The organism is Pedobacter sp. W3I1, from assembly GCF_030816015.1.
In the GTDB taxonomy this organism is placed as follows: Bacteria; Bacteroidota; Bacteroidia; order Sphingobacteriales; family Sphingobacteriaceae; genus Pedobacter.
This window is the reverse complement of the sequence record NZ_JAUSXN010000001.1, coordinates 355,858-368,942: the sequence shown is the minus strand read 5'-3', so window position 1 is coordinate 368,942 and position 13,085 is coordinate 355,858. Positions and strand designations below refer to the sequence as shown.

Here is a 13,085-nt window from a genome sequence, read left to right as displayed (position 1 = left end):
GAGCTATCTTAAAAGATTTCTCCATTTCGCTACGCTTCAGTCGAAATGACGCCCTTAATATTATTAGATTTTTCAGTAGCAGTCGGCTGAAGAAATAGCATAAATGCGACAGACTTGATTGTCATTACTTATACAACTGATTAAATATCAGTTTAAAAGTACCATGCGTTTGCGCCCTAAAAGCAATTTCCGGCCCGAAGGCAAGCAATTTTCCTTTGCCAACTTTTGCTTCAAAAGCGGTTACACCATCTTGCAAATAAGCCTGGCCCCAGGCCCAGCCACTGCGCAGCGGTGTGGTGTTTTCGAACCACATTAATGGTTTAATCTTTCCAGCTGCAATGGCGTCGCCTGTGAGCTTAAAAACAGGACTATTATCGAAATAAACGTCGGCCTCTTTCTCCATTCCCCAATTTGTTGGCAAGCTGGTATCTACGCCAACATTCAAAACACTTCCCGGAACATAATATTTTTCAGCTGGTAACCGTTTTTCCTCTCCGTTTACAATTTCTACCATTGCATTACGCACAGGAAGATTTAAATGATAGGCTAAATTAGTACTGCTACCAATGGTTACAATATTGCCACCTGCTTCTAAGAATTTCTTTAATTCAGGAATCGATTTATCTGCAGTAATCCTACCTAAACGATTCCTAAATTCCTGAGGAATTTCTTCTGCTTTTGGCCCAAAAGACCTGTTTCCAAACCCTCCTCCTTGTACCGATGGTATTGCTCCTCCCACAAAAATAATTACATCATACTTAGATTTTAAGTTTCCGGCATCAATATCCTGCGGATAAATTACCGTTGCGTTATAATGATATTGCTCCATTAAAAAGCGCACCCAACCCGATGCCATTGAGCCTCCATAGGTATCCCAAAGGGCAATTCTTCTGGCGGAAATTTTAATTTTATCTTTTGGCGCATTTGCGCTTTTTAATTTGATATTGGCTTTTTCCAGTATTGATTTCCCTGCTGATGAAACATAAAAATCGCCATTCCCGGTAGAGCGGTAAACCTCAACTTTATTTTTTAATAGATCGTTTACTGCAGTGTAAGAATCGTTTTGCGCCGCACTTAACACATAGCCCGATCCACCTGGCAATTTATGATCAGATTTTAATAATTGCCCATAAGGGTTTTTCTCAAAAGGACCAGAAAAATCGTCGAGAATCCGATCAAATTTAACATCCATCAAATAGGCTAATGTCCATCCAGCCGCATCATATGGTGGTATGGGTGCGCCTCCTTCGTATTTAAAATCATTAGGGTGATCTTGCGGTTCGAACATATCCAAAACGTGTGGACGGAAAGCCTGATCCGTTTTTACTACATAACTTCCGGCAGGATAATTTTTCCCTGCAACGGCAAATGAAGCTGTTGCTTTTTGAACCACGATACCTGTTCTGATCAAAGCATTTAAAAATTTCACTGCAGAATTAAAATCCGGCTGATCTGCAGATAAAATATATCCCCGTGGATCTCTGTTTACAGGAGCTTTCATCACCGTATCAAAAGCTTTCATGCTAATTTGACGTCGGGAGCCAAAATCGGCATCGCCTCCAGCAACCGGAGCACCTTTTTCACCTTTGGCAGCATTATTAATGGCTTCTATTTTTTTAGGAGAAAAAGACCAGGTATCTTTTTTACCACGATCAATAGAATTTCTGCCCATCTGGTAAATGTTGTACAACAATTCGTCGCGGTAACGTTGCGCATAATTTAAAACGGCATAATTTAGCGATACCGAATAGTCGATCGAGTTTTTAAAATACCATTTCCTCGGGGTAATCGGGTTTGGCGAATCGCCGTTTGGTAATAATCTCGAAGGAACCAACGGAATTTCAGAGGGTGTGGGGTTCCCGATAATTTCGGTTAGGAGCCCGATCATGTTATGAAAATAGGTTGTGGTTCTTAACCCTCCATTGTACCAGGTAGAATAAACCGATCCTCCGCGCTGGGTATAACCGGGTTTGTTTTCTACATTCATGCGGTTGTGCATGGCCGCACCTACGGCATCTAAACTGGTTAATAAGGTTGGGTCGAAAACATAATTGAAAGGATCGCGGTAGGGTGGGCCTGCAACAACGGTTCCTGCCGGACCAGCCTGATGGTGGTTATACATAATCTGCGGAATCCACTCTACAAAAAGCTGGCGACCAATATTTTGTGTTTCTTTAAGGTTCAACATAAAGAAATCACGGTTGTTATCATGACCTGCATATTTTTCATACAAAACAGGCAAACCTGAGGTTGTTCTTTTCTTGGGGTCTTTCTCTCTCATATACCAATTGCTCACCAGTTCTTGCCCGTCAGGGTTGGCATGGGTAAACAAGATGATTACGTTATCCAAAATCCGCTGGGTTTCAGGATCTTTTCGGGAAGCAAACTCATAAACGGTTTCGATCAGCTGATGCGCACCCACTACCTCGTTGGCATGCAGGCCGCCATCTATCCAAACAACCGCTTTACCTTCCTGGGCTAATGCTTTTGCCTGCTCGGATGTAATTTCTGCATGTGCCAACTGTTGCGAAATTTCCTTGTAGCGGTCTAATTTCTTGAGGTTTTCTGGTGAAGAAACAATTAACATATACTGACTTCTGCCTTCTTCGGTTTTGCCAATATCAACCAGTTTAATGCGATCAGAGCTTGCCGCCAGTTTTTTAAAATAAGCTTCTGTTTGGGTATAATTGGCCAGTTGATAATCGTCACCGATATCAAAACCAAAATGAGATTTTGGCGTTGGCACTTCCTGGGCCAGTACTGCACAGCTATTTATCATTAAAAAAGCAATAAAAAGCCTTTTAAAGTAGATTTTTATCATAATAAGGTTTAGTTAGGTAATCAAATATAATAGAGAATAAGCTCCAAAAACGGCTTGCTGTAAATTTGTTACAAGTGATTCTATGAGCATACTATTAACCACAGATAAAAAGGATGCACACAGATATAAGTGTTTATGTACGCTCACCTAATTTATTATTTAATGCGGCGTTGAAATTTTCTAAGGCACTATGCTGGCTTGCTTTGAAAAAACGAACAGGTTATACCGAAGAACGTCGTCAATCCCAAGAGCAGGAAATCAAAAAAACAGATGCAGGACAGAACCCCTTAGCACACCCAAACCTTAACGCAGTGGTTTTGTGTTCAAATCTGCAAAAACATTCAATTAGCACCAACGAACAAAACAAAGTGCCGTTGTTTTTTTGATGAGGGAGAGGGCGTGTGGAGGCTCCTTGTTGGATTGACGAAGCGCTTTGGGTACTTTGGCGCTCCAAAGTACCATGCCTCCGCGGCATAGAGCGGAAAAATATTTACTATATATGTCCACATAGTCTCTAACTGATGAGCATTTGTATGGAGGTGGTAAAATCAATGCTTACAAAAATACCTTAATCTTTAAATCCTAATCCATACATTTGTCCTGATGTAAGTTCTTAACTTTATTTTTCATCAACCGATACAGGTTCCCGGAATACAACCGGGATTAATAGGGAATCGTGTGCAAATCACGAGCTGTCGCGCAACTGTAAATTCTGTCTTTTTGTTAAAAAGACAACGGTCTTATCATTCATGCCACTGTGCCGTTTACCGGGATGGGAAGGCGATAAGACCGGGAATAAGTCAGGAGACCTGCCTATATTGAATTGACGGTGCTTTCGCGTTATAAAGTAATTGGTCAGGTCTGATTGTACAACATAAAATTAACCATTTTATATGCTTGCTTTAAGCTTCTGGCTGATGAGTAGGTTGTTTGTGCCCAAACCTTTCCTTTTTTATTTCTAACAAAAAACATTATAAAATATTGCTTTAAGAGCTTTTAAACGATTTATTTACTTAATCTTTAAAAGAGATGCTAACGCAAAATCTGGGCTATCCGCGAATAGGTAGCCAAAGGGAATTAAAGAAAATCTGCGAAAATTACTGGGCAGATAAAACTGGGTACAAAAATGTACTTCAGGTGGGAAAAAACATTCGCCACGAAAACTGGAACCTTCAAAAAGAAGCTGGAATTGATGTTATTCCATCAAACGACTTTTCTTTTTATGATCATGTGCTCGATCATTCTTTAACTTTTGGGGCAATACCGAAAAGGTATAACGAAGTGATCCTGAAAAAAGGAAATTCTGAACTTGATCTCTATTTTGCCATGGCCAGGGGTTATCAAAAAGAAGGTCTGGATGTGGTAGCGATGGAAATGACCAAATGGTTCGATACCAATTATCATTACATTGTTCCTGAATTTTACAAAGATCAGCCGTTTAAACTTTTCTCCACCAAAATTATCGATGAGTTTTATGAGGCAAAACAATTGGGCATTGCGACTAAGCCTGTTTTAATTGGCCCGGTTTCTTACCTTTTATTGGGAAAAGAAAAAGAAGCTGGCTTTGAAAAGATCGATCTGATCAAAAATCTCCTTCCGGTTTATATCGAAATTTTATCCCGATTAGACGCTTTGGATGTAGAGTATGTTCAGTTTGATGAGCCATTTTTGACTTTAGACCTTACCGAAAAAGACAAAAAAGCTTACGAATATGCTTATAAAGAGATCAGAAAGGCTTTCCCAAGGTTAAAAATTGTTTTGGCTACCTATTTCGAAGGCCTGGGCAATAATTTAGCACTAACTACTTCACTCCCGGTAAATATTTTACATATCGACCTGGTACGTGCTGAAGGTCAATTAGCGGATGTTTTAGCTTTGTTAAAAGAAGATACCATCCTTTCGTTAGGTTTGGTAGACGGAAGAAACATCTGGAAAAATGATTTCGAGAAATCTGTTTCAATCATTAATCAAGTTGCAGAAAAAAGAGGCTTGGATAAAGTGTGGATCGCCCCATCTTGTTCCCTAATCCACTCACCGGTAGATTTAGACATTGAAACCAATGAACAAAATCTGTCGGCAGAAATTAAACAGTGGTTGGCTTATGCGAAACAAAAAATTGCGGAGATAGCTACCTTAAAAAAACTGATCACCAACGAAAGCCCTGCATCTACCCTGCAAAAACTTGAGGAAAATAAGATCGCGATTGCTAACCGTAAAGTTTCTAAAATCATCCACAATCCTGAAGTTAAACAACGTGTTTTAGGATTAAAAGAGCAGGATGCAGAACGTTTAAGTCCGTTTTCGAGCAGAAAAATCAAACAACAGGAGCTTAATCTGCCAAGTTATGCCACTACAACCATCGGATCATTTCCGCAAACGGCAGAAGTGAGAAGCTGGAGAGCAAAACTAAAAAACGGAACTTTTACCGTTGAAGAATATGACGATTTAATCGCCAAAGAAACTGCAAAAGCCGTAAACTGGCAGGAAGAAATCGATCTGGATGTTTTGGTTCATGGTGAATTTGAACGTAACGATATGGTTGAATACTTCGGTGAGCAGCTGGATGGTTTTGCTTTCTCTAAAAATGGTTGGGTGCAGAGTTATGGCTCGCGCTGTGTAAAACCCACCTATTATTTTTGGTGATGTTTCGCGCCCAAAACCCATGACCGTAAAGTGGACTGCCTATGCACAGTCGCTTACCTCAAAATACATGAAAGGTATGTTAACTGGTCCGGTAACGATTTTACAATGGTCGTTTGTACGTAATGATCAACCACGATCAGAAACCTGCACTCAAATTGCCCTGGCCATTCGGGATGAGGTTTGCGACCTGGAAAATGCAGGGATAAAAATCATCCAGATTGATGAGCCAGCCATTAGAGAGGGTTTACCATTGCGCAAAGCTGATTGGCAAAACTATTTGAACTGGGCCGTTAAAGCCTTTAAAATTTCGGCGAGCGGCGTGAAAGACGATACGCAGATCCACACGCACATGTGTTACTCGGAGTTTAACGATATCATCCAAAACATTGCCGATATGGATGCTGATGTAATCACTATTGAAACCTCACGTTCGCAGATGGAATTATTAGACGCTTTTGCAGATTTTAAATATCCAAATGAAATTGGCCCAGGTGTATACGATATTCACTCTCCAAGGGTTCCAAAGAGGGAAGAAATGGTTCAATTGCTCAAAAAAGCAAAAGCTGTTATTCCCTCCGGGCAACTCTGGGTAAACCCGGATTGTGGTTTAAAAACCCGCGGATGGGACGAAACCAAAAAGGCCTTAATAGAAATGGTTGAAGCCGCAAAAGAAATGCGTAAAACCGAAGAGGTACTTGCTGCAGATCTTCAGGTGAATTAATTCTATTTTGCCACTGAGAAACCAATACTATTAAGTTAAGAATTCGATTGTTGTCAGTCTGAGCTTGTCGAAGACCCTTATCGTGAAATAATTAAAAAGACTGTCCTTCGACAAGCTCAGGATGACATCTTTTTAGTTATTTCACCCCTTAATTGCATTACCAGAAATACTGAAAGCACATTTATTTTTGCGTTTCCAGTATCCATTTCTCATACGCAAACCTTTTACTTTGGCAACTTTCTACTAAAAATAACCAGAAAGTTGCCAAAGCTTTTTACAGCACCTATATTTAACCCATGACCCTAGAAGAAAGAATAGAAAATTCTAAAACCAGTATTTTTAAAGCCGTTTTCCCAAATACAACAAACCATTACGATACCCTTTTCGGCGGAACAGCCATGCATTTAATGGATGAGGTTGCTTTTATTACTGCAACCCGTTTTAGCCGTCAGATTATGGTTACCGTGAGCAGCGACAGGATAGATTTTAAAAAACCAATCCCAGCAGGCACTATCGTAGAGCTTATCGGCAAGGTAAACCATGTGGGCAATACCAGTTTAAAGGTTAATGTAGAAATTTATATCGAACAGATGTATGCCGAAGGAAGAGAATTGGCCGTACGCGGGGATTTTACTTTTGTGGCCATTGATGAAAATAAAAAGCCGGTTCAAGTGATTAAATAATTTATAAGCCTGTACCAAAAAGATGTAAAAATCATGAGCCCCAAATCATTAAATTTGATCATGGAACAGCAACTTTCAGAAGAAGACTTAAAAAATATTGCCAGGCAGTTGGGCTGTCCTGAAGGCGGGCACGGCATTAAAACAGGTGAGATGATGCATGCCAATAATATTGGTATGACTATTTCTGCAATTGAGGCATTAGATCTTCAAAACAATGAAACTGTTTTAGAAATCGGTCACGGTAACGGCGGGCATATTGCGCAGTTATTGTTACAAGCCGAAAATCTCCATTATTTTGGTGCTGATATTTCTGCAACTATTATTGCTGAAGCCAGGAAGATCAATCAGGATTTCATTACAGAAGGAAAGGTTCACTTCCAGCTAACAGATGGCATTACATTACCATTTGAGGATAATCGGTTTGATAAAATTTTTACGGTTAATACAATCTACTTTTGGACAAATCCAAGCGAACACTAAAACCTGACGGCACTTTGGCTATCTGTTTTGCTGATAAAAATTTCATGAAAAATCTCCCTTTTACTCCTTATGGCTTTACACTTTACGAAGTAGAAACCGTAAAAGAACTATTAGAAAAAGCGAGATTTGCCATTAAAAATACGTTTAAAAAACTAGAGCAGTTACAAAGTAAAACCGGCGAACAGATAGAAAGGGAATATTACATTGTAACGGCTAATGCATAAGAAACAACATTATAGTCCTCGTTTGTAACGAGGATTAGCGAGAATAGCGATTGTATCGCTAGTAGCACAACCACATTGCAAATGTGAATCTCATTCATCCTCGTTACAAACCATAGCCGTTAACTTAATTTTTAAAAGTAGATTTTAAGTTGGGAAATAGACAGGGCTTCGCCACTGTGCGAAGCAATTAGATTTTTCCCATATTTGTTTTTTTATTAGTTAAAAGGCGGTTAGTTCTTGGTGGAAGTACCGCCTTTTTCTATTTTAAAAATACCATTTTTTTTAACGATGTTCGATTTCTTAGGGAAAAAGTGCATTATTTCTATCGTCCGATATTATTTGCGAAAGTTCACTGAATGTTCTTTCCCCAGAGTTGGACCGCCTGCTGGATATTGATGAAGTACGTGCTACCGCACGCAGAACAGGTTTCATGAAACGGTCTTCGAAGCTTGCGCCCGAACATTTCCTGGAGTGCCTGATGTTCGCTGATCTGGAACATGGGCAGCTCAGTATTCAGGATTCCTGCGATGACATGGTGATACACAACGGTATCCGCGTGAGCAAGGTTGCACTGCATAAACGCTTTAACCAGAGCAGTGTGGAGTTTGTCCAGGCTGTTCTTTCCGATCAGATGCTGACCAGGATGGATTTTGCTGACGCCAGGGACTGGTCAGCCTTTTCAGCTGTTATCATCGCTGACTCCTGTAAATTCCATCTTCCAAAGGGGTTTTCGGAAGCCTATCCGCCTATGGGCCGTTTTGCAGCAGGGAATTCACTTATGAATATCCAGTATGCCTTTGACATTAAGAGCGGCTGCTGGAAAACACTTGATTTCACACGGGCAACAGAGAACGACCAAAGATATTCGGGCGCACACATTGACCGTATAGGCAAGGGTGAGCTACACATCAGAGACCTGGGGTATGTTACCCAGAGCTATCTGTTAGGAATTGCCAGGCGGCAGGCTTATTTCTTAAACAGGCTACATCCCTCCTGTAGACCCGTGGAAACAGAAACGGGACAATATATCGACTGGGCAAAAAAATACCAGGCTATGGCTGCTGTAGGACAGAATATAAGTGAGGTCTGCGTAACCATTGGTAAAGGAGATGAAACTGTGGAATGTAGGTTGGTAGCTGTACCTGTACCTCGGGCAGTATGGGAAGAACGGATCAGAAAAGCGAACGTCCAGGCAAAAAGACAGGGTTATGCCCTAACCGATGAATACAAAAACAGGGCAAGGTTCAGTCTGTTCATAACCAATGCAGGAAAAGACAGGCTCGGAACCGAAATGGTGGCCGAGCTATACCGGCTGAGATGGCAGATAGAACTTATGTTCAAGAGCTGGAAATCACTTTTCGGGATCCATAAAGTAAAAGCAGTGAAGAAAGCCCGTCTTGAATGTCAGCTTCTTGCTAAATTGCTCAGGATAGTAGTAAACTGGAAAATATACAAGTGTATCGATTCAATAGCTACCCAAAAGTTTAAAAATCGATCCTGCTCGACATGGAAAGTCTTCAAGCACCTCAGGGTAATCGCACAAGTCATCAGGAAGATGGCAAGAAAAGAAATTAGTGCCCTAAAATGGTATGATCAATACATATACCCAATAATTCAATCACTCTTATTAGAACCTAAAAAAGGAAAAAAAGCAGCATTCCAAATACTAAACGAGATATTCAAAGCTTAGGTTAACGGCTATGGTTACAAACGAGGACGATAGATAAAGTCAATTTTAATACAAAATCAAATACAGATAAGCATAAACCACGGGGGCGGCCAATAACAACCCATCAAAACGATCTAACAAACCACCATGCCCCGGTAATAAACCACCACTATCTTTCGTATCCAAGCTTCGTTTAAGCATCGATTCTACTAAATCGCCCAATGTACCAAAGCTTGCAATTAATATGGCCATACCGATCCAAACCCAGGCTGGACTTTCGGTAAACAGAAAAGATAAACCAAAAGCGACCAAAACACTGGTGAGCATGCCTCCGAAAAAGCCTTCCCAGCTTTTCTTTGGCGAGTGGCGCTCGAACAATTTACGTTTACCGTATTTTACTCCAAAAAGATAAGCACCAGTATCGTTTGCCCAAAGCATCAGTAAAAATGCCAAAGGAAGATGAAAGTTATATTCATTCCAATTTTTCAAAAAACCCAGGGCATGAAAAAAGCAGAAAGGAATGGTTACATAAACAAAACCAACAAAAGTGTAGGAGATGTTGGCGAATGGAATCTTGTTTTTTTTATACAGCTCAGTAATAAAAACCGAAAAAATTAGCGGGATACAAAGCAACAGGTATTTAACATCGTATTTGAGGTAGTGTAAACCTGCAGCCATCAAAAATATTAGTGAGCCAGCTACCAAACCAATATTTCGGTGCGGCCTGATGCCAGAGTTTTTAATCAGCTTGTAAAATTCAAACAAAGCCAAAACACTTAAAACGAGATAAAATATAGTAAAGGTGTAACTCCCCAGTAGGATAGAGCCAAGCATTACTATGGTAAAAAAGAAAGCGGTTATTGCCCTGGTTTTCATTTTAGGTAAGAGGTAAAGGGGTTAAGGTTTAAGGTCATTATCACTATTCAATTTCGTTTTCAACGATGTATTCTATGGCTTTATCAAAATCTACCTTATTCACCAAAACATTTATTTCGCCAATATTATATGCCGAGAGCTGTTTATTTATCGTTACTGCCGGAATTCCGGCTTCTGTTAATCCCTGTTTTAATACCTCGGCCGCAAAGGCATCGCTGGTGGTATATACTTTAACCCAATTTTCGCTCACGTGTTGCGTTATCTTTAAAAATTTTGAACAAAGCTATGGTAATTATTGCACTAATTAAATAGCCATACCATGGAAAACCGATCGGTTCATCAGCTTTATCAAGTGGCATATGGTGTTTTTGCATATAAAAAGCAGCACAAACCGCATAGGCATTGTTTATAAAGTGCGCCAGCATGGCATACCAGATGCTTCCACTAAAATAATACAGGTAGCCAAAACCCGCACCCAATAACATCCGTGGCACGAAACCATAAAACTGCACATGGATGGCACTGAAAATTATGGCCGATAACCAAATAGCTAGATGTGGATTGTTAAAAGCCCTGTTTAACGATCGCTGCACACCTCCACGGAACATTAATTCTTCGCCAATTGCAGGTAAAACCGCAATCATAACGAGGTTTACAATGAAATCGAAGTTGCTGCGTACAGTAATTAATTGAATGGTTATTTTCATTGCAATAGCTTCCTTTTCCTTCATCCACTGTTCTATCTTATGCAAAAAATCAGGTAAAACCATTTTCTGGTTCCATATCACAGTCCATTCCATAAATGGCATGCTCAATATCATAATAGCAAAAACAAGCACAACTAATAAGAATTTTGGTTGCCTGAACAGATAAAATTCCGCTACTTTTTTCCTTTCTGTTAAGGCCAGGGCGATTGGAGGTAAAATAAATGTTCCGATCGAACTTAATATTTGTATCACTTTAAAACCACCAATATATTTAGGATCACCTGCTAAAAGCATGTCCAAATTACTTATTATTCCTAAGCCATACATCATCAAAACGATGACAACAGCCAGAATCCCAAATACAAGCCCGCCTGTAACTGCGTAAAATAAAAGTAAAAGTAATTGTAAGAAAGGATTGATTTCCTCCTTATTAGGTGTTACAAAATTCATTATTTGTACCTTTGTATGTTTTATTAATCGTTGAAGATAGAAAATGTCTGTTAAGATAGGAAATATAGATTTAGGTGAGTTCCCGTTATTGCTGGCTCCAATGGAGGATGTAAGCGATCCGCCATTCCGTTATGTATGCAAAAAAAACGGAGCCGATATGATGTACACCGAATTTATTTCTTCGGAAGGTTTGATCCGTGATGCGGCAAAGAGCTTACAAAAGCTTGATATTTTCGAATACGAAAGACCAATTGGCATCCAGATTTTTGGTGGCGATATTGAGCACATGCGTGAAGCATCAGAAATTGCTTCTGCCGCAGGTCCTGATCTGGTTGATATCAATTATGGTTGCCCGGTTAAAAACGTAGTGTGTAAAGGTGCAGGTTCCAGCTTATTACAGGATATTGATAAGATGGTAAAAATGACGGAGGCCGTTGTTAAAGCTTCGCATTTACCCGTTACTGTTAAAACCCGATTAGGTTGGGATGATAACACCAAAAATGTTTACGAAGTGGCCGAGCGACTTCAGGATGTAGGTATTCAGGCACTTACCATTCATGGCAGAACAAGAGCACAGTTATATAAAGGAGAGGCAGATTGGTCGCTTATCCGCGAGATTAAACGCAATCCACGCATCAAAATTCCGATTTTTGGTAATGGTGATGTAGATAGTCCTGAAAAAGCTGCCAACTGGCGTATGGAATATGAGATAGATGGCATTATGATCGGTCGTGCAGCCATTGGTTACCCATGGATTTTTCGCGAGATAAAACACTTCTTTAAAACAGGCGAACACCTTGCCGGACCAACTATTGAAGAACGCATTGAAGTTTGCCGTACACATTTAGATAAATCGCTGGAATGGAAGGGTCCTAAAACCGGAATTTTCGAAATGCGTCGCCATTATGCAAATTATTTTAAAGGTCTGCCAGATTTTAAACCTTACCGCATGCGTTTGGTGGCCGAACCAGATATCAACAACATTTACAGTATTTTAGAAGAAGTGGCAGAAAAATTTGCTGACTATGATGCTACCAGAGTAATGGCTTGATTTTTGAAAGGATTTTTTATACATTCGTAAATATCATGGTTACAGCTATTACAGACGGAGTTAAAGTTTCAGTTGAGACAGTTTACCAGCCAGAATATTCAAATCCGGCCAACGAGCATTATATGTTCGCTTATCGCGTAGAAATTTCTAATCTTTCTGATTATGCTGTGCAATTAATGCGTCGCCAATGGTTTATTTTCGATTCGAACAGTAGCCGAAGAGAGGTAGAAGGTGAGGGCGTTGTTGGTTTACAGCCCATTATCCAGCCTGGCGAAACACATGTATATGTTTCTGGATGTAATCTAAAAACCGATATGGGCAGCATGAAAGGTGCATACTTAATGAAACGTGATATAGATGGATCTGAGTTCGAGGTTGATATTCCGGAGTTTCAGTTAATCGCTCCTTATAAACTGAATTAATCCTTAATTCCATCCTACCACAAATCGTCATTTCGACCGTAGTGGAGAAATCTATAAAGTTTAATTTGATCCAGAGATCCCTCTCCCGAAAGTTCGGGATTGCAATCCAGTCGAGATGACGAGACCTTTTAGTATAGATGAGGGATAGAAAAGCAATTTCAGTGTTCCATTTTTAGGTTATTCCTGCTTTCCGCTATAGTCCCTCTTTTCAATCGGGAGCTGCCACTGCAATCAGGTTTAAACCGCAGTTTTGCTGCAACTATTAAAGGTTTAACCGCATGATGCAAATAGGAACCTTCTTCTGCAACCTGCAACTCTACCTAGTAGAACGGACTGTG

Annotated in this window: 13 protein-coding genes and 1 riboswitch; of the genes, 9 read left to right on the top strand and 4 right to left on the bottom strand. The window is 40.1% G+C overall.

Annotated elements, in window-relative coordinates; all coding sequences use genetic code 11:
* Positions 1-124 precede the first annotated feature (124 nt).
* Positions 125-2,821 (bottom strand): M14 metallopeptidase family protein, encoded by a 2,697-nt coding sequence (locus QF042_RS01575; RefSeq protein WP_307524663.1) that lies wholly within the window; start codon positions 2,819-2,821, stop codon positions 125-127.
* Positions 2,822-2,934: 113 nt separating this feature from the next.
* On the opposite strand from QF042_RS01575, the gene QF042_RS01570 reads away from it, so the two are divergent.
* The 7 genes from QF042_RS01570 to QF042_RS01545 all read left to right on the top strand — a co-directional run bounded on the left by QF042_RS01570 (position 2,935) and on the right by QF042_RS01545 (position 9,262).
* Positions 2,935-3,207 (top strand): hypothetical protein, encoded by a 273-nt coding sequence (locus QF042_RS01570; protein ID WP_307524661.1) that lies wholly within the window; start codon positions 2,935-2,937, stop codon positions 3,205-3,207.
* Positions 3,208-3,444: 237 nt separating this feature from the next.
* A riboswitch (cobalamin riboswitch) is annotated at positions 3,445-3,653 on the top strand.
* Between the two features lie 197 nt (positions 3,654-3,850).
* Positions 3,851-5,464 carry a 5-methyltetrahydropteroyltriglutamate--homocysteine S-methyltransferase gene (metE, locus tag QF042_RS01565; RefSeq protein ID WP_373459056.1) on the top strand — a complete coding sequence of 538 codons (1,614 nt, stop codon included), beginning with the start codon at positions 3,851-3,853 and terminating at the stop codon, positions 5,462-5,464.
* A gap of 19 nt (positions 5,465-5,483) precedes the next feature.
* On the top strand, positions 5,484-6,185 hold the full coding sequence (locus QF042_RS26305; RefSeq protein ID WP_373459055.1) for a hypothetical protein: 702 nt from the start codon (positions 5,484-5,486) through the stop codon (positions 6,183-6,185).
* A 296-nt stretch (positions 6,186-6,481) separates the two neighbouring features.
* Positions 6,482-6,868: an acyl-CoA thioesterase gene (locus QF042_RS01560; protein WP_116250396.1), complete on the top strand. Its 387-nt coding sequence runs from the start codon at positions 6,482-6,484 to the stop codon at positions 6,866-6,868.
* Between the two features lie 60 nt (positions 6,869-6,928).
* Positions 6,929-7,348, top strand: coding sequence for a class I SAM-dependent methyltransferase (locus tag QF042_RS01555; RefSeq protein WP_307524657.1), 420 nt, complete (start codon positions 6,929-6,931; stop codon positions 7,346-7,348).
* A 44-nt stretch (positions 7,349-7,392) separates the two neighbouring features.
* Positions 7,393-7,572, top strand: coding sequence for a hypothetical protein (locus QF042_RS01550; RefSeq protein WP_307524655.1), 180 nt, complete (start codon positions 7,393-7,395; stop codon positions 7,570-7,572).
* A 373-nt stretch (positions 7,573-7,945) separates the two neighbouring features.
* A complete protein-coding gene (locus QF042_RS01545) occupies positions 7,946-9,262 on the top strand; it encodes an IS4 family transposase (protein ID WP_307524653.1) in 1,317 nt (438 codons plus the stop codon).
* Between the two features lie 45 nt (positions 9,263-9,307).
* On the opposite strand, the gene QF042_RS01540 is transcribed toward QF042_RS01545, so the two are convergent.
* Genes QF042_RS01540 through QF042_RS01530 form a run of 3 tightly spaced genes read right to left on the bottom strand, consistent with a single transcriptional unit; the run spans position 9,308 to position 11,274 of the window.
* Positions 9,308-10,117 carry a phosphatidate cytidylyltransferase gene (locus tag QF042_RS01540; protein WP_307524650.1) on the bottom strand — a complete coding sequence of 270 codons (810 nt, stop codon included), beginning with the start codon at positions 10,115-10,117 and terminating at the stop codon, positions 9,308-9,310.
* Between the two features lie 43 nt (positions 10,118-10,160).
* A complete protein-coding gene (locus QF042_RS01535) occupies positions 10,161-10,367 on the bottom strand; it encodes a putative signal transducing protein (protein WP_029274925.1) in 207 nt (68 codons plus the stop codon).
* The gene (locus QF042_RS01530; RefSeq protein ID WP_307524647.1) at positions 10,348-11,274 is read right to left on the bottom strand and encodes a CPBP family intramembrane glutamic endopeptidase; all 927 of its coding nucleotides are present in this window, start codon (positions 11,272-11,274) and stop codon (positions 10,348-10,350) included. The genes QF042_RS01535 and QF042_RS01530 overlap by 20 nt, the downstream gene beginning before the upstream one ends.
* Positions 11,275-11,317: 43 nt before the next feature.
* On the opposite strand from QF042_RS01530, the gene dusB reads away from it, so the two are divergent.
* Positions 11,318-12,325 (top strand): tRNA dihydrouridine synthase DusB, encoded by a 1,008-nt coding sequence (gene dusB, locus QF042_RS01525; RefSeq protein ID WP_307524645.1) that lies wholly within the window; start codon positions 11,318-11,320, stop codon positions 12,323-12,325.
* Between the two features lie 35 nt (positions 12,326-12,360).
* Positions 12,361-12,747, top strand: coding sequence for a Co2+/Mg2+ efflux protein ApaG (gene apaG, locus QF042_RS01520; protein WP_029274928.1), 387 nt, complete (start codon positions 12,361-12,363; stop codon positions 12,745-12,747).
* The last annotated feature ends 338 nt before the right edge of the window (positions 12,748-13,085 follow it).